This is a genomic window from Motilimonas sp. 1_MG-2023, from assembly GCF_030547455.1.
In the GTDB taxonomy this organism is placed as follows: domain Bacteria; phylum Pseudomonadota; class Gammaproteobacteria; order Enterobacterales; family CBDFNC01; genus Motilimonas.
Window position 1 is genome coordinate 30,029 of sequence record NZ_JAUOPX010000029.1, and the last position, 26,292, is coordinate 56,320.

31 protein-coding genes are annotated in these 26,292 nt (G+C 49.1%); 1 reads left to right on the top strand and 30 read right to left on the bottom strand.

What is annotated here, in order from left to right:
* Nucleotides 1-737: 737 nt before the first annotated feature.
* The 30 genes from Q4519_RS14715 to Q4519_RS14860 form a co-directional block, all read right to left on the bottom strand.
* Nucleotides 738-962 carry a hypothetical protein gene (locus tag Q4519_RS14715; protein ID WP_303513486.1) on the bottom strand — a complete coding sequence of 75 codons (225 nt, stop codon included), beginning with the start codon at nt 960-962 and terminating at the stop codon, nt 738-740.
* Entirely contained in the window at nt 959-2,728 is a 1,770-nt protein-coding gene (locus tag Q4519_RS14720; protein WP_303513488.1) for a hypothetical protein, read from the bottom strand. Before Q4519_RS14720 ends, Q4519_RS14715 begins: the two co-directional genes overlap by 4 nt.
* Nucleotides 2,729-3,010: a hypothetical protein gene (locus tag Q4519_RS14725; RefSeq protein ID WP_303513491.1), complete on the bottom strand. Its 282-nt coding sequence runs from the start codon at nt 3,008-3,010 to the stop codon at nt 2,729-2,731.
* Nucleotides 3,003-3,980 carry a hypothetical protein gene (locus Q4519_RS14730; RefSeq protein WP_303513494.1) on the bottom strand — a complete coding sequence of 326 codons (978 nt, stop codon included), beginning with the start codon at nt 3,978-3,980 and terminating at the stop codon, nt 3,003-3,005. Before Q4519_RS14730 ends, Q4519_RS14725 begins: the two co-directional genes overlap by 8 nt.
* The gene (locus Q4519_RS14735) at nt 3,980-6,385 is read right to left on the bottom strand and encodes a hypothetical protein (RefSeq protein WP_303513496.1); all 2,406 of its coding nucleotides are present in this window, start codon (nt 6,383-6,385) and stop codon (nt 3,980-3,982) included. Before Q4519_RS14735 ends, Q4519_RS14730 begins: the two co-directional genes overlap by 1 nt.
* A gap of 9 nt (nt 6,386-6,394) precedes the next feature.
* Entirely contained in the window at nt 6,395-6,757 is a 363-nt protein-coding gene (locus tag Q4519_RS14740; RefSeq protein WP_303513498.1) for a hypothetical protein, read from the bottom strand.
* Nucleotides 6,754-10,191: a tape measure protein gene (locus Q4519_RS14745; protein WP_303513500.1), complete on the bottom strand. Its 3,438-nt coding sequence runs from the start codon at nt 10,189-10,191 to the stop codon at nt 6,754-6,756. Before Q4519_RS14745 ends, Q4519_RS14740 begins: the two co-directional genes overlap by 4 nt.
* A 156-nt stretch (nt 10,192-10,347) precedes the next feature.
* Complete coding sequence (locus tag Q4519_RS14750; protein ID WP_303513502.1) at nt 10,348-11,106, bottom strand: hypothetical protein; 759 nt, start codon at nt 11,104-11,106, stop codon at nt 10,348-10,350.
* Between the two features lie 3 nt (nt 11,107-11,109).
* Entirely contained in the window at nt 11,110-11,526 is a 417-nt protein-coding gene (locus tag Q4519_RS14755; RefSeq protein WP_303513504.1) for a hypothetical protein, read from the bottom strand.
* Complete coding sequence (locus Q4519_RS14760; protein ID WP_303513505.1) at nt 11,523-11,930, bottom strand: gp436 family protein; 408 nt, start codon at nt 11,928-11,930, stop codon at nt 11,523-11,525. Before Q4519_RS14760 ends, Q4519_RS14755 begins: the two co-directional genes overlap by 4 nt.
* Before the next feature lie 5 nt (nt 11,931-11,935).
* Nucleotides 11,936-12,433, bottom strand: a complete 498-nt coding sequence (locus Q4519_RS14765; RefSeq protein WP_303513507.1) for an HI1506-related protein — start codon at nt 12,431-12,433, stop codon at nt 11,936-11,938.
* Between the two features lie 70 nt (nt 12,434-12,503).
* Nucleotides 12,504-13,412 carry a Mu-like prophage major head subunit gpT family protein gene (locus Q4519_RS14770; RefSeq protein WP_303513509.1) on the bottom strand — a complete coding sequence of 303 codons (909 nt, stop codon included), beginning with the start codon at nt 13,410-13,412 and terminating at the stop codon, nt 12,504-12,506.
* On the bottom strand, nt 13,412-14,563 hold the full coding sequence (locus Q4519_RS14775; protein ID WP_303513512.1) for a phage protease: 1,152 nt from the start codon (nt 14,561-14,563) through the stop codon (nt 13,412-13,414). Before Q4519_RS14775 ends, Q4519_RS14770 begins: the two co-directional genes overlap by 1 nt.
* 72 nt (nt 14,564-14,635) lie before the next feature.
* Nucleotides 14,636-15,352 (bottom strand): hypothetical protein, encoded by a 717-nt coding sequence (locus tag Q4519_RS14780; RefSeq protein ID WP_303513514.1) that lies wholly within the window; start codon nt 15,350-15,352, stop codon nt 14,636-14,638.
* Between the two features lie 10 nt (nt 15,353-15,362).
* The gene (locus Q4519_RS14785) at nt 15,363-15,830 is read right to left on the bottom strand and encodes a hypothetical protein (protein ID WP_303513517.1); all 468 of its coding nucleotides are present in this window, start codon (nt 15,828-15,830) and stop codon (nt 15,363-15,365) included.
* A gap of 260 nt (nt 15,831-16,090) precedes the next feature.
* Entirely contained in the window at nt 16,091-16,576 is a 486-nt protein-coding gene (locus Q4519_RS14790; protein ID WP_303513519.1) for a hypothetical protein, read from the bottom strand.
* 139 nt (nt 16,577-16,715) lie between these two features.
* The gene (locus Q4519_RS14795; protein ID WP_303513521.1) at nt 16,716-17,225 is read right to left on the bottom strand and encodes a hypothetical protein; all 510 of its coding nucleotides are present in this window, start codon (nt 17,223-17,225) and stop codon (nt 16,716-16,718) included.
* 252 nt (nt 17,226-17,477) lie between these two features.
* On the bottom strand, nt 17,478-17,912 hold the full coding sequence (locus Q4519_RS14800) for a phage virion morphogenesis protein (RefSeq protein ID WP_303513523.1): 435 nt from the start codon (nt 17,910-17,912) through the stop codon (nt 17,478-17,480).
* Nucleotides 17,912-18,160, bottom strand: coding sequence for a hypothetical protein (locus Q4519_RS14805; RefSeq protein ID WP_303513525.1), 249 nt, complete (start codon nt 18,158-18,160; stop codon nt 17,912-17,914). The genes Q4519_RS14800 and Q4519_RS14805 overlap by 1 nt, the downstream gene beginning before the upstream one ends.
* Nucleotides 18,160-19,587 (bottom strand): phage minor head protein, encoded by a 1,428-nt coding sequence (locus Q4519_RS14810; protein ID WP_303513527.1) that lies wholly within the window; start codon nt 19,585-19,587, stop codon nt 18,160-18,162. The genes Q4519_RS14805 and Q4519_RS14810 overlap by 1 nt, the downstream gene beginning before the upstream one ends.
* Complete coding sequence (locus Q4519_RS14815; RefSeq protein WP_303513529.1) at nt 19,587-21,161, bottom strand: DUF935 domain-containing protein; 1,575 nt, start codon at nt 21,159-21,161, stop codon at nt 19,587-19,589. The genes Q4519_RS14810 and Q4519_RS14815 overlap by 1 nt, the downstream gene beginning before the upstream one ends.
* 14 nt (nt 21,162-21,175) lie before the next feature.
* Nucleotides 21,176-22,747, bottom strand: coding sequence for a terminase family protein (locus Q4519_RS14820; RefSeq protein WP_303513531.1), 1,572 nt, complete (start codon nt 22,745-22,747; stop codon nt 21,176-21,178).
* A complete protein-coding gene (locus tag Q4519_RS14825) occupies nt 22,747-23,322 on the bottom strand; it encodes a DUF3486 family protein (RefSeq protein WP_303513533.1) in 576 nt (191 codons plus the stop codon). Before Q4519_RS14825 ends, Q4519_RS14820 begins: the two co-directional genes overlap by 1 nt.
* A gap of 9 nt (nt 23,323-23,331) precedes the next feature.
* The gene (locus Q4519_RS14830; protein ID WP_303513535.1) at nt 23,332-23,628 is read right to left on the bottom strand and encodes an ArsR family transcriptional regulator; all 297 of its coding nucleotides are present in this window, start codon (nt 23,626-23,628) and stop codon (nt 23,332-23,334) included.
* 97 nt (nt 23,629-23,725) lie between these two features.
* Nucleotides 23,726-24,022, bottom strand: a complete 297-nt coding sequence (locus Q4519_RS14835; protein ID WP_303513536.1) for a DUF2730 family protein — start codon at nt 24,020-24,022, stop codon at nt 23,726-23,728.
* Nucleotides 24,015-24,254: a TraR/DksA C4-type zinc finger protein gene (locus tag Q4519_RS14840; RefSeq protein WP_303513539.1), complete on the bottom strand. Its 240-nt coding sequence runs from the start codon at nt 24,252-24,254 to the stop codon at nt 24,015-24,017. Before Q4519_RS14840 ends, Q4519_RS14835 begins: the two co-directional genes overlap by 8 nt.
* Nucleotides 24,238-24,621, bottom strand: coding sequence for a DUF1353 domain-containing protein (locus Q4519_RS14845; RefSeq protein WP_303513542.1), 384 nt, complete (start codon nt 24,619-24,621; stop codon nt 24,238-24,240). The genes Q4519_RS14840 and Q4519_RS14845 overlap by 17 nt, the downstream gene beginning before the upstream one ends.
* Before the next feature lies 1 nt (nt 24,622).
* Entirely contained in the window at nt 24,623-24,805 is a 183-nt protein-coding gene (locus Q4519_RS14850; RefSeq protein WP_303513544.1) for a hypothetical protein, read from the bottom strand.
* Complete coding sequence (locus Q4519_RS14855) at nt 24,802-25,071, bottom strand: hypothetical protein (RefSeq protein WP_303513547.1); 270 nt, start codon at nt 25,069-25,071, stop codon at nt 24,802-24,804. Before Q4519_RS14855 ends, Q4519_RS14850 begins: the two co-directional genes overlap by 4 nt.
* Nucleotides 25,056-25,577, bottom strand: coding sequence for a glycoside hydrolase family 108 protein (locus tag Q4519_RS14860; RefSeq protein ID WP_303513550.1), 522 nt, complete (start codon nt 25,575-25,577; stop codon nt 25,056-25,058). Before Q4519_RS14860 ends, Q4519_RS14855 begins: the two co-directional genes overlap by 16 nt.
* Nucleotides 25,578-25,835: 258 nt before the next feature.
* On the opposite strand from Q4519_RS14860, the gene Q4519_RS14865 reads away from it, so the two are divergent.
* A complete protein-coding gene (locus tag Q4519_RS14865; RefSeq protein WP_303513553.1) occupies nt 25,836-26,219 on the top strand; it encodes a hypothetical protein in 384 nt (127 codons plus the stop codon).
* Nucleotides 26,220-26,292 lie beyond the last annotated feature (73 nt).

The window sequence follows — 26,292 nt, forward strand, 5'->3', positions numbered from 1 at the left end:
ACTGATAAAACTAGCGTTATCAGGCTTTGCTCTGCCTAGGCGCAGTAAAATTACGATAAGAGCGAGCCTGAATAGCAATATTTAGCTTTAGCAGCCCCTTAAACCTTAAATCTCGTCAAACTCACCGCGAAATCTAACGTCATTAGTAATGAGCCACTAACCTGCTCCATAAGGCTATTTTTAAAAACCGAAAAATGGCGAATTAGCAATAAAAACACCGATAAAAAAATTAATTTTAAGGTTGACTATCGCTAATTTTTCTTAACGAAAAAAGAAATAACCCACAGATGAAGAATTGTACAACCAAGAAATTAAATTTTTCATCGCCACCTTAAACATGACACTATTGACATAATTAAGTTATTGTTATTAAAGAAAAAGATGGTGAGCAATATAAAATATAGTAATACGCTCGAACCCTGATGGCACAAGGCTCAGGAGCACTTAACAGACCTTAACCCACACACTTATCCACAAAAATAGTGGATAAGTCTACACAAGCCTTACACAGCAAGGTTGCCAGCTTGATGTGTATAACTCTTATTTACTCATGACAAAAAAAACATCGAAAAAAAATGTGAACCAACATTCAATTTTCACTTTATTTTGATGTAGCGCGTCGGCAATTTTGGAAACAAAATCCGGTTAGAATGAAAAATCATCGCCAAAGCCCTATTTTACTAACTTTAGTCGTTTAAACTTAAATTTCTTTAACATCCGTTTAAACGCGGTTTAAATCAAATTTCCACTTCACTATAAGGTAAGTCTGCTGCTTGGGCCACTAGTTCACCGTCTTTAATGTAAACCTTTCCTGAGGCGATGCTATCGCCTAATACTAACTCAAATGAGCCGTTGCTATGTCTTACGGTAGTTGTGCCATTATTGTGCACGTTCACTACCGTCGCGATAGTGCGCGCTGGGGGCTTGAGTAGCCCTGATAAACGTTGATAGGCATTGCTCATGCGGCGTTTCTCATCAAGGTAATGGTTTGGTTAACACTCAGTTTGCCCTCATTGTCGATACTAATATCAATGGCTAAGCTATCGCAGGTTGCTTTAAATACCTCTGCGTCATATGACACACCAACTAGCATGCCGGGTGTAATGGGCGGTAAATCAGGCATTAGCTTGGTTTTGATGGTGTTAATTATCTTGTCACCAGCATCTGCCAACACAGCAGTGCCGCGTTGGCGCGCTGCCTGAACATCGGTGATCAGGTTGTCCACCACATCATCAGCAAACTTATCCCCTGGTGTGCCTTGTCTGCGTACACCACAAGCCACGCCTTGCTGCTCCCCTCGTACCAACACCTTATTGGCCATCGGTCGAATTTCTTTACGCTCACTGAATGCCGTAATTACATTCGGTATGAGTACCGCATCAGCGACTGCTGTTTGTGTATTCCAAGGCGTGACCGGCCATTTTGGCACCAAGTGAATGCTACGTGCAGCGTCATCAACCAACAGCATGGCGCCACATGATTTCGCCATCGCGGCAATGGCTTCTGCAGGTGTTTTGTCTCGATAGCTAAAACAATGAGCGGGAATGATGTGATCGACAATATCAGCCGTGACGACCCAGCCGGTGTTCACTAAAATATCGCTCATAATACCCAGTAAGCTGCGCTGAGTTTGATTACTCATCGACGACTTTTCAAGGTATGGCGCGGATAACTCGGCTAAACGACTTCGACCGGTGCCAAGCCATGACTGAGAGCCAAACGCGTGCGAGGTGCTGCTTTGCTCAATCAAGATCAGAAACAAATAACCATTCACGTTCAATTCCAGTAATTGATTCATTGCGCGCTCCATATCAATGCGGGAGCCAAAAGCCACCGACCAAGTGCCTGCAAATTGTTCTCGTCCATGCTGATAAGACGCAGACTTTAATGCAATGGCTTGGCCATCAGATAAGCGCTGGCAACTAACGGTTGGTTTCATAATATAAGACCTTCTGATTTGTGGGCCAATCGGCAAGTTAAAATCAATGTCGGGCAAGGTAGGATGGGCATCAATTAAGCCGCCGCCTTCATCCCAATAGCAATATTCAGGCTCAGCAATAAAGCGCATGACCAACGGATTAGCTTGAGGCTGGCGAACGCCACTAAAGCGCAGTGTCACTTTGCCTTTTTGGGGCTGGTAATCCGAGGTGCAAATTACTACCGCGGGTTTTGGGCCATAGCGCCAATGGTTTTCGGCTTGCATCGCTTCATCTAGTGCGTAACTCAGCTTAAATGACTCGCTCAAGGGGATCGCACCGCGCCAAGCCAGATGAATATCAGCGGTTTGTAACGGCCCTTTGTTATAGCGAACTCGCCAAGCTGATTGCTGTAAGTCACCTGATTGCCAATGAATGTTAAGGCTGGCGCTTTGTAATGGCGCGTTTTGCCAGTCAATGGCATAACGTTGGCTTTGCTTACCCAAGCGCTTGGTGCTAATGACATGGCTTTGGCACTGCATCGGGTAACGCTTCATGTTGACCTGTATTGCTTGACGCTGTAATGCCAAACGGGATTGAGATAATTTGATTGCATTGCGAATAGTGCGGCTTTGCTGGCTCAGCGTGATTTGTTGGCTATTTAGCAAGGTATTAGCGATAGCTAAGTGGCAATCTATGCCCATATTCGGCTGCATAATGGGCAATTGCGGCTGCGGCTCAACATTGCCAAAGCGCAGTTTAAGTGGCCATTTATATGTCGTTAATGGCTGACTAAAACGCAAGATAATCATTTACACCTCAGCCCCAGCACTGACAAATTCCGCTTGCACAGCGTCAGCCACTACAGCGTTATAATTACCTGTATCATCTAACATGAAGATTATTAAATTAGGTGCGCGGGAGTATTCTAAAGGAACCTGCCGCAATATGTTTGCCTGAGCGCTAGATGCAAACAATAGCAACAATTCACGCCTATCCATGATGCAAATTCGGCTTGCATTGTCACTTAGATCAAGATTAACGGTAGCTATCTCTCGGGGCTTCTTGATAACTATATAATCAAATTCACGCATACCATTGATCCACATTTATCCATATCCAACAGCCTGTGCGGCGTGTACCACGAATTAACCAGTAGTTTTTACCATCATACTCACGGATAACAGGCCATGCTTCATCCAAAAAAGCGCGATTGGATGAGGTGAAAAGTCCGGGAATAAATCCCCTCAACGATGGTTGAACTTGGCTTTCAACTCGGGACACACCGAATCGATCCACTCCTAAATCAGCCCCGGGGCCACTACTTGACGTAGACAAGATCACTTTCGATAGCATTGAAGGAACGACATCACCCGCAGGTGCATTTATGGCAGAATAACCATTTAAAAATGCTGAGTTAAAATAATATTGCGTATTCGTTATATGGCCATCACAGTCATACATAACAAAGCCACTAGTATTTAAGCTGTAGCCCGCAGCCTCAAACCCTGTTCGCGAATAATTCACCGATGTTGCGTCATCGGGTTTTTCATCTCCTGCGACAAAGACAGCCGCGTCCGAGTCAATAATGCTATCAATGTCACCAGCAAACAGAGTCGGATTGATTTCCGTGCCTGCGTCCATCTTCGATGCCGATTTACAAATGGTGAAATAAAACCCTCTAGCAGTGCCGATTAACACCCACGCATCATGGTTATTTTTGACGGCTCGAGTCACACGTTGAGCACCGACATTAAATAAATCGTTAATGCCAGAGCAGGCTTGTGCGCTCTGGTAGCTAACTAAACCGCTAACTGGGTCATTACCCGTTGCATCAAAAAACTTCACCACACCACCGCTGCCACCTTGGCTGATATCGTTTTTAAAAATAATCTGATTAGTCGGCGCATCTTCAAACGCCACCGACCAGCCCAATGGCTGCTTAGCGCCATAACCTTCCACTAGGCATTTTTTCAGCACATTGATGATTTCTGAGGGGGTGCCATTGGGAATGCCGGGCGCGCCAGCATCATCCCAGCGATATACGGTAACGGGTAAAGACATTATGCGTTTCCTCTAAAAGCAATCGTGAGTGAGTCTTGGGTGATATTGCTATGACCGGGATTCGTTGCCCGCACCAACATGGCTGGGCGACTGGCGGCCACTTGTTGAAAGCGGATGACTTCCCCCGCGTTATAACCTGCACCGAACGCTTCAACGGGGATGGTAAACATCACATCGCCTGTTTTTACATTCAGTGCGCTAAAAGGGTTTAAGGTATCCCCCGTTTGAATTTGGCCAAAGCGGCGGCCAATGCAGCGAAACGCGGTTGGGCTGGTAAACACTAGCGCCCAATCTTCGTTTATCGCACTGTCATTACTGGTTTCAATCGGAAAATCAGGATTAAGCTTGGCAATGGCTAACGCGCTGTCATTGTCCCAGTTATTGTTAAAACTGCTTAATACTCTTGGGTTAACAATGCGCGCTTGTAAATCGCCCAGCACTTGCACACTGGCCACGGTGGCACCTGCGGGGTAACTGTTGGCTAGCGGCTCGGATAAGCTCACTTCATTACCCACCACTTGGGTGACTAACGCCAACTCGCTGACGTTATCTGTAAGCACAAATGGCCCCGTAAACCCAGCAAAGTCGCTGTGAATGGTCACAGTGGTGCCCGCATAACTAAAATGGGTGTTCGCTGCTGTCCATAAGCTTTGTTGATTCGCGTCTAAAATATCAATGCGGCTATTGGCGCGCACGGTATGGGTTGCGCCATTCACTGGGCTGATTAATTGGCTTTTTAAATCGGATAAACACACCACGCCCCAAGGACGGTAAATGTCCACTAAACCCCCTTTGGGCACGCGCAGCGGGTTGATGCCATAGCGATCAGGGGGCGGTAACAAGCTCACCAACTCGGTTACGTCATAGGTCAAGGTGGATAATTTAACGGGGCTGCTAAACGTCAGTTCAACCACGTTGCCTGATACACTGCCAGTGATGCCACTGCCGCTAATAACACCGGCATTGTCACCACTGGCGCTAAGTTGGGTATTGGTGGCCGTGGTCACGCTAATATAAAGCGACTCAAGCAATACGTTGTTAAAGGGCAACACAAAGCGCGCTTCGGTGGCGGTTGGCATTGATTTCACGGCAAGGCCAAACAAGGAGCGAATACGATTGTTAATATCAGCATAGGTTCCAGCCGCATAATCAACAATGGCAATGCGCGTTGTACCATTACCATCGCTGCCATACACGCCATCGTCACGCTCGGTGATTTGGCCAACATATTGAGTCGTTCCGCCCGCAAAAGCATCAAATGTGCCTTGCAAGCTGCCCTTGGCAATCGCTAGCGGGTTCGCATTGGCCGTGGTGAGTATTTCGCGGTATTCGTAGTTATCTGCACTAATATACGACACGCTAACAAAGCTGCCTGCGTCGGCCAGCTCTGCCAACACCACTTGAATATAACGCTCGTTACCATCATATTCGGCGCGAACAAGAGCATCTTGCTCGGTTTTCAGCTCGCCGCCTTTGGTGTATGACACGGTGGCAGGATATTTTTCTAATAAATCCAAGGTGGGCGCATCAACCACCACCCGATAAGTGCTTGATGAGGTGGTGCTAAACTGGGCCACAGTGCGCACAATGTCGCTTTGTGCGCCGTTAGGGCTTTGGCCAAGGTGTTTTTTCTCGGTGTTGATCACGGGCAACAAGGATTGCTGCGCGGCTGCAACTTGTAAGGTTTGGCCGCTGCTTGGCGCGGTTAACTTACTCACACCGTGGGCTTTAAATGTTTCATTCGCAGTGGAAATACGGCGCAGCACGGTGCATTTTCTCTGACCGTTGATCAGCGTGTCACGCTCTGGCGTTGGCCAAGCAATAGCAGGCTCAAACACCCATAACCGCTGCGCAGTATCAAACGATGTAATTTGCGCATAATGGTTTCGCCGTGGCCACGTTGCGTCTTCTTCGCCATCATATTCAACGCAGATAGCGACAATCTGACCGATAGACAAACTTACTCGCGATGGCTCCCCCTGCGCCGCGCCTGTTTCTAAATCAATCGCGCTGATCACGTTCTGGTTTTTGCTTAAACCACTTAAGCCAGTGCGCAGGCGTAAGCCCGGTGTCACCGCACTGCCTAAAATTTCGCGCATGTCAGCCAAGGTGCTGGCATCGTTCAATGCGTCTGACTCAATCAATAAAGCCGTGACTTTGGGATCGGTTAACGGCTGACTGATAAACACATGGCCATCTTGCAATAGCTGGGCGTCGGGCGTATCCACAGTGGGGTAAAACTTAACCATGTCGAGTGCGCTTTGAGCATGGTCAATGTCTGAAATCGGCGTTAATAAATCCGATAGTTTGCCGCTAACTACTTCATTTTTTGAGCGATAGCCGCCCGCGTCATCGGTTTGGCCAAGGGATTCGGGTTTGAATATTTTTAAGTCGCTGCGGTTCATAGTAACTCTTTAAATAGTGATGAAATTCAAAGTCACATCAAACATGGTGCTGGGTGACAAGTCGGCATAGGCAATCGCTGGCGTGGCGGTTATCGCTTGAGGTTGATGCAGCCAAACCACATTAAACACCTCATCGTTAATGGTTAACGAAAAGCCCGTTGGCGAGCTGCTGGCATGAGCCTTAAGAGCCATGTAAGTGGCAAAGCTTTCTTGCTCACTCACCAGTACAATGGGTTGACCTGCTTGCTTTTGTGATTGCTCTAATAGCAAGCTGCCATCAATGGCATATTCGCTGTGCGACACCCAGGCATCCCATTCAAAACGGTTTTGCCACACAAATTCAGCAAGTGAAAAATCAGCAAACGAAATCAAAATGACACTCCTTTTAAGCGCTCTAACTCAGCCAGCAAACTTAAGTCACTGGTCTGAGCTTGCAGGGCTTTACCACTGGGCAGACCTATCTCTAAGCGGATCACCTTGTCTGCTTGGCGTGATGGGCTTTGGCTATTATTTTGAAATGCCGTTGAACGATTATTCGCGTTAGCCCGACTCGATTTTTCTTCTTCCTTGCGCTTTCTCAACGCTTCACGCAACTCATCCATTTGCGCCTGCATTTGCTTAATTAGTGCATCAATGGCTGTGCCATTATTAAAACCGCGACTTAACCCTGTTTTAGTCATGTTGCGGGCAAGCTCTGCCATCATTGCTTCAAGCTCTCGCACGCTCTTGCCGCCTAGGTTGCTGGTATCCACGCCAGAGCCTAATGTGCTGCCGGCACTGGCGGTGTTTTTATCAATCTCGCTTTGACGTGTGCGGGCATTGGCGTCAATGATGCGGCGGGTGGCGTTTTCCACTTGGGTGGCGGCATCCGCCGCGGCGGTTGCGGTACTGGCCAAGTCACTGGCTAGGTTGCGTGATGAAGTGGCAGCATTGTCTTGCGCTGTAGTCAGGTTTTTAAACTGGTCAGTTAAGCCATTGGCGGCTTTTTCCACGTCAATCAGGGGATCGATTTGCCCGCCAGTGGCTTGTGTGGCTTTGATAGCAGAATCGACCCACACACTAAGGGCATTGGCCACATCGGTTGCGCTGGCCACACCCGACTCTTTGATGATGAAATAGGCGTCTTTGTTTTTTTGCGCAATGTCGGCCAGTGTTTTGGCCGATTGAATGCCCAACTGTTGAAACGCTTTTTCCACCTCTGAGGTGTTGCGGATCAAGTTGTTTTGCGCATCTTCAATGCGTTTTACGCCTGCGGTTATTTGGTCTGTGGCTAAATTATTATCTTGGGCGTATTTAAGCCAAATCGCTTTTAAAGCATCTAGCTCTGTTTGGGTTTTGGCTTGGCCAATAGACGCATCAAACGCGGTTTTTACCGCATCAAAGCTTTGCGTTCCTGAGCTGGAGATCAACGCAAAGGCATCAATGGCGCTTTTACCGGTGGCGGTGATCTGGTTGTTCACCTCGGCCATGTCTAAGCCTAGCTTGGTAAAACTGGCATTTAGGGCGGCGTCAATGCCGTTGGCAAACTCATCTGCGCCTATCATGCCGTTATCAAATAGCTGTTGCAGGTTGGCGCTAAATGCGGCTAAGTCTTCACCCGACAGCTTGGCCAGTTTGGCGGCCAGCTCGGTTTCTAGGCTTTGCGCCAGCGCGGCACTGTGCGCGGTGGCTTTTTCCAGCACGGTGCCAAAGTTGGCCACTTGCTCTATTTTGCTGGGGTCAAACGCGGCCACTGTGGTGGTCACCCAATTGGGCAAGGTATTGTCTAGCGCAGCGGTGTTTAAGCCTTTGATGGTGTCGGTCAGCGCTTGTTGCGACAGCACCATTTTATCCATCAAGGTATGGTTTTTAGTGTCTTGCGCCCAAGCTAATTCCGCTGCTGCATTCTTTTCGGCGATGGCTTTTGCCACGTTGTAATAGCTTTGACTTTGTTCGTTCCATTTCACCGCGCCGCTGGCTACTAAGCGCTCAAGCTGCTCCATGCTCTTAATTTGAATGCCCAGTTTGCTGCTTAACTCAGTCAATTGCTGATCAAGCTGGCCTTGGCTTTCGTTCATACGCTTTTGCGATTCAGCCGCTGCCGCGATGGCCACATCATAACCAATGGCGGCTCGCGTAATGTAATCGATACCCTGGGCGGCCAATATCGAGCCAGCCGCTAATGGGCCAAGCAAACTAGTAAAACGCATAGCTCCAGCTGCAAGGGTGTTCATGCCTGCGCTGCCCGCTGCTGCCATGCCATTGGCTGCGCTTTGGGTCAGCAGCATTTGATTTTTAAAACCGATTAACGCGGTGGCGGCACTGGCTGCAGCAGCTGGAAAGCCAGCAAACATCGACGCTAATTTTAAGCCAATCACCAACTGGGCTAGGTTGCCAATGGCCTCGCGCCATTCCCATATTGTCGCCAAGCCTGTTTTTAACGCCGATAAGGTGCTGGTGATGGCATCGGATATTTCTTTGGCGTATTGCTGCAATGAGCCATCGGCGGCCATTTCATCAATGGCGGTATTAATGGCGTTTAATTCGTCTTTAAATGTGTCGAGCAAACCGGCATTGGCAATGGTATTTTTTACTTTGTCCAGGTTGTCTTGCAGGTTGGAAACCATGCCGTTCCATGTGCTCATCATCGCCGCTGCGCTGCCTGCGCTGGCTTTGCCCATTTCATCGACCAGCAGCTTTATTTCTTTGCGACCAATCTTGCCTTGCTCGCTCATCTTCTGGATTTCTTGGGTTGTTTTACCCGTTACTTTTTCAAGCAACTGCCAGACAGGAATGCCGCGTTCGACGAGTTGGTTAACTTCTTCTGCTTGTAGTTTCTGTTTCGACCAGGCTTGGCCAACGGCTAGCACTACGCCTTCAAGCTTTTCTTGATCGCCACCCATTTGGGCAACCTGATCGGTCAACGCTTGCATGGTGCCGTCCATTGGATCGAGACCGTAGGCTTTTAATTTAATAAATGCCTTCGTCACACCATCTAATTGAAACGGGGTGTTTTTGGCGAACTGCTTAACCCATTCCGTGGCCTGTTCGCCTGCTTCAATGCTGCCCATCAGCGCTTTCATTTGCGCATCTAAGGCTTCAAACTTGCCGCCAGTATTCAGCAAGTCCAGCACCGAACTGGTCAGGGTATTAATGCCGACATAAGCCGCACCCGCGGCAATTAAGCTTGTCGTAATAGCGTTTAAACGGCCATTAAAGCCCGTGCCAGCTTGGCTGGCTTGGTGAAAGCCTTGGCTGGCTTGTTGGCTTTTTTGATTAAGCGCGCCGGTAGCACTGGCGGTTTGTTTTAACTTGACTTGCTGTTGGCCTAACTCTTGGGTCAGTGATTGCGCCCACTGCTCAGCAGCGCGCATTGAGGTGGCCAGCTTTTGCTGCTCGGTGTTAAGGTTTTTGCTGTTAATACCCGCATTACTTAGCTGATTGCGCAGCTGCTGCAGGGTTTGCTGTTGCTCAGATTGCGCCGCTTTTAAGCCACGGCTTTCGGCTTTAGCGCGGTTAAATGACGCCGTTAGCGCCTTGGTGGGCTTATCCGCTTGGTTGATCTCTTTGGCCAACGCCCGGGTGCGCTGCTCGGCCTGTTTAAGCTCAGTTGAAGTGGTGTTTAATTCGGTTTTAAGTTTGCGAAACTGCTCCACCGCCGCTTGCTGGCGCTCAAGCTCATTGATCCGCTGGCCCAGCATATTGGCTTCGGGATGCGCCTGCGCTGCCTCAGCGCCCAGCTCATCCAGCAAAGCCGACAGCTTTTTCAGGCTCTCGCTGCCCGTGGTTTTAGTATCAATGTTTAAGCTAAGGGACAGTTTCGACACGGCAGATCTCGCAAATTAATAAACCAAACACACAAGAAAAATAAGCGAGGTTTCTTATTCGGCTATTTGCCGCAGGGACGCGGCAACTAAGCCATCAAGGACGATTTAACGGCGCGCCGAACAAGGAACATCGCGTTTTACTACTCAACTGCTTATTTACGCCAGCACCTCATGCTCTTCGTAGCTATAAGGCACGCCGTTTTCAGACACCAAAATCACTTTGCCAGTAAGCTCAGTGCTGACGTAATCCGCCGCCATAAAGTCGGTGCCATTACTGGGTGATAGCGTACACAGCGGCACGTTCAGGCGAATAGGTTTGCGGTTAGCGAGGTTTTTACCTTTAAGCACTAAGCGATAACGGTTACTTGAGGCCAAGCCACCTTTCACCCGCGTCCCCTTTAATGCATTAAAGCTGGCGGTCACTTTTACTGGGCCACCGTTTTCAATCGCGCCGCCGACTACGGGCCGGATCAAACCATCAGCCCAATTAATTTCCACGTCTGCGCCAATGTCTAACGGGGCATCAGCATTACTGCTGTCGGTCACACTCGCAGCGACGGCAACCAAGTTACTATTTGGCAACTCAGTCCAACGCCCTGATAGCAGCGTCACTGCTACAGCTGTCAAATCACCCGCACCTTGATTAATGGGCTCTGCTTCACCTTGCAGTGCCATTTCCACCACTTCACTGGGTTGGTCATCAATGGCAATAGTGATTTCCGTGGCACCAGGAATAATCACATCATCCAACAACTGGCCATAGCTGGATTGTTTGGTGGACTTGCGCGACTTACTTTCACTGGTGGGTTTAATTTCCAGCTTAGTGGTGTTTAACGGGCCAATCAGGCCAAGGCCCGCGCCATTGTCAGCAATACGCTCTAAATACATATCGCCAGCACATAAAATACCGTTCATTGTTTAAGTTCCTTCAATCTTTAAGCTGGTTTCAAACACCAGCGGAAAATAGGCATAGCCGTTTTTGTACAAGGGCATGGTGTTCGCGTTTACTCGCTTAACGCAGCCAAGTTCGGCTGGCGGCTTCCAGCCTTGTAAATGGGTCAACACTGCGCCCATTAGCTCGCCCGCTTGCTGGCGGGCATTACTGGTGCTGACATAACGCACCGTCACGGTTACCATCCAATGCTGCTTAACGCGGCTATACAGGCCCGCTTGGGCGGTTTCATCCACCCGATCACCCAAATAGATCACATGGGCAGCGGGCGTGGGTTGGCACTTTTCTTCCAGCACCGACAGCTGTTCACTGCTCAGCACCGCCTTAAACGGCAAGGCTTTAAGGTGTTCAATTAGCAAGGGCTCAAAGGCTAAATAGTTCATATAAAGCCCTTCGCCTGGTCGCGACCTAATAGCGTGCCGGCGGATTCAATGTGCGCCAAGTCGTTGCTGCTGGTGTTGGTGTTATCGATCACCAAACGCACATCGCCCTTGGCCACCATTTTTAAATAACTGATGGCTTGCTCGTAACGCACTTTCACCTGCTCCGGCACCACATCGTCAAATAACAAGTAGCGGCTAACGTCGGCGCACAGGGGCTTTAACGCCTCGGGCACCACAGCAAAGGGCAACCAAGGCGCTAAATACATATTCATACGCACGCCAGCATCGGCAATCACCCGCGCTAGCTTGGCTTGGTCAATCTCACCGCTGCCGGTTTCATCGGTCAGCATGCGCATTTCATCAGTGCCAAAAGCGTCGATTAAATCAGCTGGCGTGCAATACATGGCCGTTACTCCGCCACTGTCACAGCGTTAGCTTGGTTTGCTTGATACCAATCCCACGCCGCATCACGCTGCGCGCCGCTGATGTTTAGCGGCACTTGTTCGCCGTCTAAATCTTCTAGGCCAAGCGCTTCAAGGGCTTTAATATCGGGCTTATTTGAGCTGGTTAGCACTAAGGAGCCATCGGCATCGGCCACTGCGATCAGCGCCACAATGGCGGCTAGTTCATCGGGGCAGCCGGTTAAATCCAACGCTTTAGCGCGCTCTAAACCCAGTGGATCCGCGTCCACGGCCCCCGAATGATCAGCACCAACATCTGGCGCAGCATGGGCTTCCACCGTAAGGCGGCTATCCGCTTGGATTTGCTTAAGCTGAGCTGCGGACACACTCGCCACTGGTAGCAAATTTTCACCTTTGTGGAAGGTAAGATTCGCGCGGCGATAGCCCGAATGCGCCGCATTAAACACGCGGATAGTTGGCTGATTTTCTGGTACAGGTTTATCCATTGCATGGGTTCTCCGTTTTAAACGTATTTAACAGCGTTTAAACAGGGCCTAAACCCCGTTTAAATGGGGTTTACAGGTAATCGGCTACCAGCAGCTCAATGCGGCCTTTGAGTTCGTTGGAGCTATTGGCGTCCAGTTCACGCTCAAGCAAACGGGTGGCGGTTTTTTCAAGAGACGTCGGCACCACCAAAATGGTCGGTTTAATGCCCAGCTTTTTGCCGCCGTCGCCTTGAATAGCGCGCATGGCCGAAATTGCTTCCCACAGTGAATCCGCGTTCAGCGCCTTTTTCATGCCAAAGGCCATTTGCCAAAAACCAAAGCCCACCGCGCAGCGCTTATCCACGCCGTAGCGAAATTCACGCGACATAAACACCGACTCGTCATCGTTTTTGGTCATGGCAATCAGCTGCGGCTGTTTGCGATCTTGATAAATCAGCGGCTTAATCGCGCGTGAGGTATCCAGTACAAACCAAGGCTCACCGCTATAACCCGCATCCACTATCATGTTGGCCACGCTGGTGACTGCGCCGGTGCCATCGACGTTCTCGGCCACGGGGTGGTCGGTATCAAAGAAGTTTTGGCCGTCATAACACAAGGTGGTAAAGCCAGCCGCCAGTAAGCCAAAGGTTAACTCGTCGGGATGAATGGCCGCTGCATTGCCCATTTCTTGAAACAAGGGCGAGTAAATGCCTAGCTCGTCATCTTCAATGTCGTTTTTGTCCACGCCTACCGTTGACTCGTAATCTTCATTGACGATCTGATAGCCATGGGCCTGCATCGACTTAATTTGACGGTCGCCCACCCATTTTTGCAGTGACGGAAACTTGCCTAACCAGCCGTAGGTGTTGCTTTTTGAAGTAGATTTAATTACCGAGGCAATCTTGGTGTATTGGGTTTCAACGCCCGTTAGGCCATTTTTAAAGTCAAATTTAAAGCCCGTAAACAAGGACCCAATTTGAGCAGGGGTAACAATCGCCATTATTTTTCACCTTTGGATGTTGCGAAATCTTCATAGCTGATGCCAAGCAAATCAGCCGCTATTTTGTCTTCTGCCGTGAGTGCGGCTAAGCCGGTGTCGGTTGGCGCTGCAGGGGGCAAACTTTGGCTTTGCTGCGCGCTCAGCGCCGCAATCGGTTGTAACAAGTCAAGCTGCGCCGTTAGCACCGCCATGCCGTGTTGCTGGCCTAGCTGCAGGTAGTAATCTTTTTGCGCGCCGGTTAGCTTGTTGGCCGCGAACGCTTTATCCACTGCCGTGGTCACTTGGTCGGTTTGGCTTTGTGCAGACAGCGCCGCCAGTTGTTGCACCGTGGCGTCATACGCGGCTTTTGGCACGTATTGCGTCAGGTCAACGGCCATCGTTTTGCCGATGCTTTTTTCAGTTTCAGCGGCAAGTGCGGCAATCGCTTGTTCGGTTTGCGCGGCCTTAGTGGTTAACGCTGTCAGCGCGGTTAAAGCCGTGGTGCGCTGCTCTGGGCTGATAGTGGCACCGTCTGCCACCTCAACGCCTAACTTAGCCAGCATTTGTTTTAGCCATTCTTCCATTACTGGAGTCTCCTGTTTTGTCGGGGGGATAGATTGGGGTAGCAGCGTTGCCGCCAGCTCAGCCAATGGCGTCATGCCATCAAGGGCTGGGCGATTAGTCAGGGCGGCGCTGTGTAAAAATGTGGGGTGGCCGGTGGCCTTGTCGTAACCAAACACACACGACAAATAGCGGTACTCTTTAGCGTGCAGGTACGCCAGCGCCTTGTCGCTCCAGCGCGGCTTAATAAACAAGCCTTGGCCTTCACGCCAGTCAATTTCGTTAACGCTAAAGTAACCGGCAGCCGGATTGGGCTGGCCATTTTTTGGGCTATTAAGGGTTTGGTGTTCGTAGTCAATCACCAAATCACCCAACTGATGGGGCGTGGCCGCGAGCATGGCCTGAGTCACGTCAGCATCAATAAACCACTGCTTCGATGGCACATCAACGGGGCGACCATCCACGGCGCTAAAGTGGCCAGCAGGCAACAGCTGAACCCAGCCATCTGAGGCGTTAAGATTAAGCTCAGCCGCTAACGCCGTAATATTGCTATTGTGGGGTAAGGTGGCGCTGAGGGCCGCTAGGCCGTAATGAGTGTGTTTTGTTTTCATGCCGCTAGATTAGCGGCATGGGGTTATGGGTGGGGTTTAGCGGGTTTTAGTGCGACTATGAATATAATTGTTTTATGCAATACTTCCATCAGGTAACTTAATCTCTAATCTACTATTAAAATCATCAGGTGTGATTATCTCTGAGGTTATATCGCTAAGGTCCCCCACGTTCAATGAATAGACATCTGGCTCGCGATTCAGGCCAATTAGAATCCTATATTCTCTTTGGTTTCCATAAACACTCCGCTTATGAAATCCATTCATTTCTGGAGGCAGTTCACCATTTTCCGCTAGCTCATTGAAGTAACGAACCTTTCCCAGTTTTGTATTGGTTTTTAATAGATTAGGAGTGCTATCTAAGATTGTGAGAGCTTTTTTACACCGGTTGATGAACTCCGTTGCATTAAGAATAGCCACGCAGTAACTACCAAGCCCATAGCAACTCTGATGAATTTCTAAAACACGTTTAAAATCCGGTAAAGTTGGAGCAGAAATCGTTTCATGCCCACTGCTATTCAAAGAATATAAACAAAAGGCGTTGCTTTCAAGAAGTGTGCTGCAATGGATCCCTATCGGAGCTGAAATTTCGTGACTTGATATTTTTTGCCCATTTATCTCAAGTTTAACACTCTCAGGCTGATACCATGCAACGACGCCTTCCATAGGGTCTCCACGAAGTTCCCCTGACTTATCGGTGTGCTCCTTAAACATTCGAAGGGTCTGCATATAAAGATCACCCCTTATAAAAGCTTCAGCGTGAGCTTTTTCTTCAAATATCTTTACAAACATGTATATCATTCTAATGCCTACTTGTTGCTTTATTAATAATGCTCAAAAGACTAGATTCTAACTCAGGGGCTAATTTTTTTTCAGTTTCTAAAAAAGGGGCTATTTCTGTTAGGCTATCAGAATTAAACCCCCCAGCTTTTTCATAAACCTGAGCAATTTTAAAACAGGCGTTATAATACTCTGAAATTTGTATTTTTAACTTTTCCTCATCGGGGAAATAACGCTTTACACTTTTTAATGAACAATAAAATTTAGTTACCTCACTAAGCTCTGCTTTGTAACCTTTATGCTGCAAATGCATTTTCAAGTCTAAAAAAGCATCATAAATTGACTCCCTATGTGTTAGTAATGAAATTTCATTTGCTCTGGATGCCTCTATTGTGGCCCTTCGGGCATAGATGGCAGATAAAGCAGCCACCAGCAAAGAAATAATTGCAACAAGGTCTGAGACATTAAGATTGATGGTACAAGTGCTCATGATTAGATATGCCGTGTAATATAGATTCCATGATTAGATACCCTAACTAAACAATTAGAGGCGGATCTCTATTTTTCCACTACCTTTTTCATAGGTACATATGAAAAATCGAAATTATTGATTGAACGCTTGTTATTTTAAGTAAAGCGGACTTAAAAGTGCTTTCACCTCACAAGCTAGAGACCAAACCCTGTTTAATACCTGTTTAATTCGCGTCAGATTTGTTTAACAACGAGAAACTGGACACCCACCGCTTGTCTTTATCGAATTTTTTTTATTTGTGACATCAGCCAGTCCGATTTAGTCATCCCGTTAACATGAACTTCGAATAAATTAAAATCATCAACATCACTGGGTACTTCAGGCCCTTTTGTCTCATATTTACAGAGCATTTCGCTTGCTATTGGAGTTCCATATGCATTTTTAGCTTCATATTTTATGATGATTTTTGCTACTTTGTTGTTCCCATTCTTTTCTTGTTGTTCCGCTAAATCTCTCATCGATTGCCAAAATTTTACTTTATCTAGGTCTGCGTACTTATCCATAGGGTTATTTTTTTCCCAATACTCTAGTGTAAATGGTTCATACAGAATGTCACTGCTATCTAGCACTTGATACGAGGATGGTGATTTGAGCCGGTCCTTCATTATTTCAGAGCAAGCCTCTACAAAAGCTGTTTTCGGATTCCCTATACAACCACTAAGTACTAATGCAGCAATGATTGGTGTTAACATTATTTTCTTCATTTTTTTATCTCTTTATGACTGGTATTAATTTTCATAAGCTAACATTTGATGTTTAGCGTAAATATTTGTTTTAAGTTGATACTTCGGAGAAGCAGGCCCCTCCACTTACTCGACCTAGCTGCTCTCCATGATCTCTTCTTTAATTAATCGCTTTATCTAGCTTTCTATACCTATTACACAACCGCTTTTGCTCTTGTTGCAGCGCTTCATCATCAGATCCCATCGCTTCAAGGATCGCCACATTGCAAGCCTTCTCGGCTTTTCTTAGTTCAGATGAAGGCTCTACAAAGCTGATCTGCGCCACCATCGGCTTGTATGCCAAGGCAGCATTGCAGTACATATTTTTGTATTTGGTGTATTGCCACGCTTGGCTTGGTTGGTCTTTTTGTTTTAGCTCTCGGCAAATTTGATGAAACATGTCACTGGCCGCCACGGTGCATTTTGAATACTGCAGGGCATTTTGGGCATAAGTGGCACAGACGCTTTTATCCTGCACTTTCCACAATTGGTAGGTAAACGGCACCTGCATACCCGCATAATCGAGCACCAAGGTTTTGGCTTCAACACCGTAAATGTCATTCATTTGTTTATGAACTGTGTTTTGCACTGTGTTGATGTAAGAGGCTAGAGCGACTGAAATCAGATCCATAACGATAAAGCAAAGTCCTAAGTGAATGATTTTTCACTATACCACCTAAAATAAAACCGGCTAAATACACATATCAAGGATTGTGAACCAAATAGCAGCTAAACATCATTACACAACCCTGTTTAATACCTGTTTAATTCGCGTCAGATTTGTTTAACACTTTTTAGCCTAGGCAATGCCTACCTTTTTGATTAAAGGGGCTTAAAATCGCTTACAGGCGTTTGCGGGGTATTTGCATTGCAGGGGTGATTGTTAGCTTTCGATGTAGTGTGCCAGGATGTCTAACACGCTTTGGCTTTGCGCATCGTTTAGGCCCAGCCAAGGGCGCGGTGGTAGATTGATTTCGTCGCGGCCAAACTGATGGGCTGCGCCGTATTCTAGGTTGGTGCCAAAGCTGAGTTGCTGCGCACCTATTTGATAGGTCAAGGTATCGGCCAAGGTGCCAGACTCGCGCAGGATGCGATCGGGGCGCTTGGCGTTGGCTAAGGTGGCCGGTTGCAAGGCGGCCCAAGTGTTGCCATCGGGATCGGTTTGGTCAATAAAGCGCTGGACGTGCAGGTCTAACAAGTATTCGCCCACCTCGCTTAATGCGGGGGGTAGGTCTTCACTGCGCTGGTAAATCTGCTTGAGGGTTTGGGCGATTTGTTGTTGGCCCAGCAGATCGATGGATAAAAAGCTGCCCGCCATTATTGTTTACCTTTTGCTGCTAGTTCAGCATCCCATTGGGCAATTTCTTCATCAGTGGCCGGTGGGTTCCAAAGTGCAAGCTGTTCGGGTGTCGCAGCCGCAATCAATGCCTCAAAGCACATATTGATAAAGGTTTGCTCCATGCCTTTGGCTTGGTCGGCAATCGCTTCTAGTTGCTGCCATGCGTCATCCGGTAACGGGTCTTGCTCTGTAATCGCTTGCACCTTGGGCAACAGTTTAAATTCCATTAGTTAAGTTTCCCCATTTGTTCATCGAACCATTTAACCACGTCAGGCCATTGGCTGTTAAGTGTTTCACGCGCTAACACATAAGCCGAAAAATGCTCAGCAAACCACTCACGCGGTGATTTCATGCTGTAATGCGTTAGCCCTTGCTTCATTGGTGGCTCAGGCATCCCCAATTTGTAATGCACTTGATGGCCCATTTCATGGATCCAAGTTAATAAGCGGCCTGTATTATCGTGCATATCGCCACTGGCCTCGGTGAACGCCCACCAAAGCTGTTGCCCATGCAGTGGATATTTACCTGTTTGGTTGGCTCCGTCTTCAATTATAGCAGCTAGCCCTGAGCGCAATTTAACTGCATCCACTTTTGCTAGGTTATGGTTGGCTTTCACTTTAATCACAACATGATCAAAGCTCTGGCTGGTAAAGCCCTCTGGTTTACTCGCTGAGGTGTGATAAGCCTTGGCCTGATATTTAGTCAGCCCTAAATACTCGGCCACCTCATCAGCGATGGCCCAAGCCGCGTCACCTTTGCCCATTTCGGTTGATTTGATAAACAGGGTTTTAAGATCACGCTCTTTAATAAACGCCAGCAGCTTGGCCAACTCGGGCGCGGCGTCGGTGGCCATTAGCGCTTCAAGGGCTTTATTCAAGCTGTCTATGTTCACATTTTTCACTGTGCTAAATGCCGTGGGCACCAAGCGCTCTGGCGGCGTAAAGGGTTTGGCTGCTTGCTCGCGGTGCTTAGTCTGCTGCTTGGCTTGCTGCGCTTTGGTGGGCGCATAGTCAAAGCCGGGGTCGATACCTTGGGGAACGCGATGCACTTCACCGGTGACGGGATCAACATAGTCACGATAGATAGGCTCGGGTGAGCGGTTTAAGTCTTCGTCTTTCACACGGCGCAGGCCGCGCACTTTGCATTTGCAGCCCCAACCGTTTTGCGGGAAATGCGTATGCCAAAAGGGGTCGTCTTTGCTTAACGTCAGGCCATGCCATTTTAAATGCCACTTGCGCGGGGTAATGCTGTCGCCGTGTTGGTATTGCCACACGTCAAACTGTTGCAGCTGTTGCCAGCGCCCCGCGTTGTAGCTTTGGCGCATGTTGGTGTCGTAAATGATCCGCGCGCGCCAGTCGGCGTTGCCGGTGTGCTCCCAGCCGTGTTTTTTGACAATGGCGTTAAACTCGCGTTTAAACCAACCAATGCTTTTGCCCTCGGCGATGGCGGTATCGACCGCTTGGCGAAAGTCATTCAGCAGATTATCGCCCATGGCACCGGCCACCATAAAGCCGCTGTTGTGGGCATCGCGCCACACGTCGGCCCAGCGCTCACTGGGTAGGTTTAACTTGGCTTTAAACTGCTTGATTGCCTCGTCAAAGGGCAATGAGCCGTAACGGGCTTGCCCTTGCATATTCTGCTGCGACTTGGCCATTAGTTGCCTTGCTCTACGTCAATGCGACCAGCTAGCTCAGCAGCCGCAAAGGCTTGGCCCATGATCGCGCTGGCTTGATCGACGTTAACCGCGTGTTTAGCTAACAGCTCGGCCAGTTCGTCTAGGCTGTTGGCTTGCTCGACTAGTGCGCGAATGCCGTCGGTCATACTGCCTAATGCGTCGCCCATTTGCTGGCGCAGCTGGGCGCTAAATTGGTCAGCTTGATCAGGGCCGTTATCTGGTGCTGGCGTTAACTTGTGAATGGCGCTAAGGGCCACTAAGGGCGTGAGATTACCTTTGCTTTCATTGCTTGGGCTTGCCCCCAATACCGCTTGGCCTTGTTGCGCTTCGGGTATTTTTAGTTTGTCGTGCGCCCAAGCTTGGGGAATTTGCATGCCTAGGCTCACTAACGCTGGCAAGCTCTCGGCCAGCAACTTCATGTCTTCTGGCTCGGTAATATCAAACTCAAGGCGCGGAATGCGGTGCGGGCTGCGATAGCTGCGGCCATTAAGCACATACAAGGGATACACCAGATCGCGGGTGAGCGTGGCGGCAATTTGTTTTAGGTCGCTGTCGCGCAGCTCTTGGCGCACTTCGTTATGCACATTGCCCAGCGCATTGGTTGAGCTTTTACCATCGGCTTGGCTGGTTAAGGTGCCACCGACAATGGCTTTGGATTGGCTGCGCTCACACCAGGCGATCATGGCTTCAAACGGCTCCGCGCCGCCTTTGGCCGCTTCATGAAAGTCTAATTCCATGCCCCGAGGAATAATGCCCCCGGCGTTATGGCCAATGCTCATCACGGCGCGCAGTAAGGTGGATTTTTCATTTTCACTGGCACCACTTGGGTATTTACCCAGGCGCAGCGGCAGGCCGTAGATTTCTAAAAACTCGCCTAAGTCTCGTACCGACAGGTTTTTAAAGAGGAATGGCCAAGCCACTTGGCGCACTAATGCGGCGCGGCCAAGGTAGCCCGATTTGGCTTTGTGCTCGTGCTTGATCCAACCGAACGGTTGCAACGCTGCGCCTAAGTGGCTGTTATCGCGCAAGCGCAGTTCGTCACGCTGCAGTGGATTCAGTTGAAACCAGGTTTGTGGGCGAAAGTCTAACCCTTGCACCACATGCAGGCCGTCAAACTGTGCCCACTTAATTTCTAAGCAAGAAAACGCCTTAAAGATGCCGTCAGCCATTTCCAATATGGCTTCATCCATGATGGTGCTGTCTTCCAGCATTTGCTGGATCAGCTCGGCGTCGGCCTTTTCTTGGGCGCTGGCGTTGCGCGGCGGCGTGATGTTCCATTCTATGCCCAGCAAGGCTTTGCGGCGCTTGTCTACCTCGCAGTAAACGTGGGCGTCTTTTTCTAATATGTCTTCGGCCAGTTCCATTTGGCTGACGAGGTGGCCGTTTTCCGCTTCGCGCATAATATTGGCTAAGCGACTCGGGGTTAAGCCCGAGGTAGGATGCTCGTCGTAATGCTGGTGCAAATGGGCTAAGCGCGCATCGTCATCGGTTTGCTGCTGCTTTAGCTGGCGCTCTGAGCGCAGTGGATTGCCGTAAATATCAACTATAGTCATGTATTTGTTCCTCGTTACCAGCAGCGGCTGGCAAAGGCGTGGTTGTCATCGTCGGTGTCGTTGCCCGTGTCACCGTCAAAGCGGCTGCTGTGCGGGATGGCGGTAAACTCAATGGCGCTCCCTTCCATCCAACTGGCGCGAATGGCCATGGCAAGGCCCACGGCAGCGTCACCGTGGCGTTGTTTGCCGTCTTGGCCTTTGCCTTTGCCCTTGTCGATTTTGGGCACGCCGCCGATCACTTGGATGTGGCGCAGGTCGTCGAGTATGTCTTGGTGCTTGGGTATGCTCAGGGTGCCGTCTTCAAATTCGGCTTTAAGCTTGGGCATCCACTCGCGATACCAAGGATCGTTAAGCATGATGCAATCGACCATTTCGGTGCCGTATTTCAGCGCCGCGCTTTCGGCTAAGTAGCCGCCGTTACCCGTGGCATCAAAGGCCATGCCCTGCAGGCGCGGCAAGCGTGCCAGCAGGTAAAACAGCACTTGCTTTTGTTGGTCGTAAGTGAGGTTGCGCAGCTCAATTAAAAACGGCGTGCGTTTGGTTAAATCGCGTTTAATTTCCAGTGGCACAAAAATAGTTAAATCGCCTTTGCGGGCAAAGTCTTCACCAAAGGCGTGGTTTAAGCTGGGGTCAAGCACAGCCAGTTCAGGGGCCAATATGCGCTCGCACCAGTCGTTAATTTCTAATTCTCGCCGTGGCTGGCTCCAGTTAATAAACTCGGCGCAGGCTTCATAACGCAAAATCGGGAGGCCTGCGGTCATGGCACGCTCAATGTAGCTGCGCTGCAAATACGCGCCGCCGCCGTGTTTGGGCACACAGTAGTATTCTTCTAGGGCGTCGTCTTTGGTGTGGGTGGCGTTAAGTAGCCCTGCTATCCAAGCATCTTGTGCTTGCTGGCTCCACTCGATGCCACGAATTTGGCAAATGCGCTGATACAAGCCATCAGCGCAGGCATCGTCTAGGGTGATGGTGTGCACGCTGTAGGCTTTTTTGCCGGCGCGGCTGTCTTGAATAAGCTGATTAAATTGGTTGTCTACACCGTTATGGGTGCTGATCAAGCGCACCTTAGCGCCCCACATGGTCAGTGCCAGTGCGGCTTTTAACACCTCGGCCAAGCGCTCATGAAAGGCGGCTTCATCAATGGTGACGTTACCTTGCATGCCGCGCAGGTTGCTGGGATTTGAGCTAAGGGCTTGTACTTTAAAGCCCGACTCGAAATACACCACAAAGGTGAGGATGTCTTTGTCTTCATCATTTAAGACTTCTTCACAAATGTCACCCGCGGCTTTGTCGAACACCTTGGCCCACATGGCCACGGCGTCGATAAACTCGCGCGCCATTTCTTTGTTAGAGCCAACATAAAAATGATGGGTGCCGCCATGGGCTTTGGCGGTAGCGGCGGTTAAACAGGCGTCTGCCGCTTCGGCCCAAGTGATACCGGTACGGCGTGATTTTTCGGCGATTTTCAGCGGAGACTCGTCAGCTATCCAGCGTTTTTGATAACCGAGTAGCACCTCTGCAGGGTCAAAGGAGCTGAGCTGTGCGCGGGTTTGTTCGGCTAATACTTGCTCAGGGGTATGCAACATTAGGCAATCCCTAATATTTCATTTTTCAGCAGTTGCACTGCGTCTTTGGTTAAGCCTTGGGATTTGCCCACGGCTTCGGCGGCATTGGCGGCTTCTTCGGCAAAGGCTTTGCGGATGTCTTTTTCACGTTTGTGAGACAAGCTGGCGGTTTGTTCTAGGCGCTGCGCCGCTAACATGGCATCTTTGATCATGCCTATATCGACCGCTTCATCGGCTGAATCGGCTTGGTTCATCATGGCTTTAAATAGCTGGGTGCGGCCAATTTCTAAGATCAATTTGGTGACATCACCGGTGGGCTTTTCGCCTAACTGCGCCACCCATACCTCACTGATTTCGCGCATTTCGCGCAGGTCTTTGCCCACGGCCTCCATTTTACTGGCGTAGCGATTCAAGCCGCTTTTTGACAGCTCGGCTTCTTCTGGCAGCCCAGATTGACGGATCAGCTCGTTGATTTCTTCCAACAGCTCTTTTTGCGTGATAGAGCCATCGCGCAAGCCCATATCCAGCTTTTTGCGGATCGCTTCGGGCAGCAGATCGATTTTGCTGCGCTTGCCTCTAGTTGGCTTATCTGTCATCTGCGCCCCCTATAAATTTGGGCGCGGGCGTTTAATGCCTGGCACGGTGGCATGGCCTAGGGCAACGTCTAAACCACGCTGGGTTAAGCTGGCCAGTAAGGTTTGGCCAACAGTTTCCACCTTGACGTATTGCTGCTCAGCCAGCCAATGCAGCTGGGTGCGCAAGGCGTCGCGGCTGATGGTGAGGCCATAACGCGCAAGGCCATCTTGTAAGATGGACTCGTTTAGCTCAAAGCCTGACACTTCGTTAAGCAAGCGCAGCACCACAAGGCGCTGATGCTCGGTCATTAAATCCTGTAGAGCCATGATATGTTTATCCTTTGATTTCGTTTTCTGTGAGCAGCTTTTGGTGCTGTTCATTACGTGCCTGCATGTCTTAAACCGCGATTAAATCCGCGGGTGCTTATCCTTTAATTTCGTTTTCGGTGAGCATCTGCGTCATAACGTGTAAGTGATTTAGCTGGGTTAAAATGGTGTCCAGCTTGCCGCTTTGGTTTTCAATGCGTTTATCTAAATCACTAATGTCGGTTTTACTGGGCAGGTGTTTAAACTCGCTTTCTAGCTCAGCCACGCGGCGCTCTAGCGCTTCTACCTTGATTTGCTTGGCAAAGGTCTTGGTTAAAAAGAAGTTGCTAAACAGCAGTGCCAGCGTAATAAAGGCGTAAATTTGCACCCAGTAAGTGGTGATAAAATCAAGCACCTAGCTTCTCCTTACGCTCCGCCACGCCTTGGCATTCCACGCAGCGCAGGGCGCAGGGGTTAGCGTTAACGCGGGCTTTGGGGATCACGTCTTCGCAATCCATGCACAGGCGTTCGCCCTCGCTGGCATCATCAGGCCGGTGGCCTTGCATCGCTTTGGCTTGTTGGGCGGCTAAGCTACGGGCAAGCCATTGGCTTTCGTGTTCGCTGGCTTTATCAACAATGTCTGTCATTATTTCCCTCTTTGTGCCAATAACGCTTACCAGCTAAGCGAACCGCAGCCCACATGGTGTATCGCTTCCATTTAGAGACATTGAGTTCACGCATTCCAGCAAGAAAGATTTCATCGGCCAGTTTGCGGCTCATGCCCTCTTGATGGTGGCAATAAAGCCAATCGTGTATAACGGCAGCTTCACGGTAGATCCCCGATTTTGGAAAAACCGCCCAAGCGAATTGAGGCACGCTTGCTAAGTCCGTCTCGAAACCTACAGGTACTGAAATGGTTTGTTCTACGTTTTGAAATCCAAATGGTGCTAGTAACTGCCAACACATCGTTCCGCGAACACTGCGTAAATCTAACTGTCCAATAAACTTGGCCATTTCAATTACACTCCACGTAAATTCGATGTGGTTTTATTTTCTGAGCAATAAGCGCTCTTAGCCCAGCGCGAACTTCTTCTGGTTGGCCGCAATAACTTGTAACCATAGGCTCTGCTAGATAACCGGCTGAACTACAACCAGTGAGTGCTGCGCTAACCAATACTGCGAAGATCATTTTTTTCATACAAGCTTCCTTTCTATTAGGTTTCGAATAATGCACGCCATTCTGCCGCGCCATTTCTCGACTTGTAGCTGGGCGCGGGCCACTTGCGCAGGGGTGACACTGTGCCAACCCTTTTGGTAATAACTGGCCTTAGTGGTGCACGGATAACACTGTTTGTAAGGCCGTTCAGACTCACCGGCTAAACTGGCTAGCTCGGTTTCAATGCGGTCGCGGCGGCCTTCGTAATAAGCCAGTGTCCAGCCCATGCCCATTACAGATACTGCCAAGTAAAAGGCAGCAGTAAATCAAGGCGGTTAAACCATCCTTCTAGGTACTTCTGGCTGCGTTGACGCTTGGCGACAATGCGGGCATAACGGCGACCACGGCGCAGTAAATAAGCCGATACCAGCTGGGCGGTATCGGTTTGGCGCGCTGCCGCTAAGGTGATGGGGCCGATTTTGCCATCGGGTTTTACCTTAAGGGCGTTTTGCAAAATCAGCTTGGCAATGCTAACCCCGTGATTAACGGCGGCATCAAACATCACAATGGCTAGGGCATCGGGCAGTTCGTGGCAATACGCGGCTTTCCAATAGTCGCGATGGTAAATGCGCACCGCTTGCGCTTGGGTTAAGTTGGCAATATCCAGATTCGGGTAAGCCCGTTTGGATATACCAAATTGGGTCTCACCGCCGGGGTCGTCAGGATCATTCACATAGCCGCCTTCAATGGGGCCAAGCCAAAGCATGGCAGCCTGAAAAGCGGGGTGATAATTCAATAAGAGGTCTTTATTCATGCCGTTATGATGACGGCATCAGCGATTTGGTTGGGTTTAGCGTGTATTAGATATTTCTACAGATTTTAGCGGGTTATAGAATGTTTGACCTTTGAATAATAGTTTTAAACCATAAATATCTAATCAAGCTAAGCAGCACTAACTACCTAGACTAAACTTAATGAAGTAATTCATGTTCTGCATATCTTACGAATAATACCTCTGTTAGCATTTTGGGCTTCAGCTACAAGCCAACTCTAGAATATCGAAGGAGGGATTATGAAGCTAATAATTATATTTGTTATTTTATACTCCTGTTTTACGTACGCGAATAGCCCAGAAGAAGTAATCGACCCCCTCACAACTGCTTTGTTAGCGAGAAGAGATGAACTCATAGCAGCGCAGATAAAAGAAGATATAGAGCAAGGTAAAAAAGCACAACCTGCAACGCTCATATCTACGTGCCATAAAAGAGATGAATGGTGTAAAGGTTTTATGTCTGCTGCTGTGCAAAGTTTAGTGTCAGCACATAAAAAAGTTTGTATTCCTAGAGATAAAGAGGGGCAACCTCTTGAAGAAGGTCTTTGGACAATAGTCAACTCTTGGCTCTATCGTCAACCAGCTTACTTAAAATTAACATTGTTATCAGCAATTCAACAGTAACCTTTCACCAACCCCAGCTTGACTAATCCGATATCAACCCAAACACATCTGGGTATTCACCCTTTTTCATCAC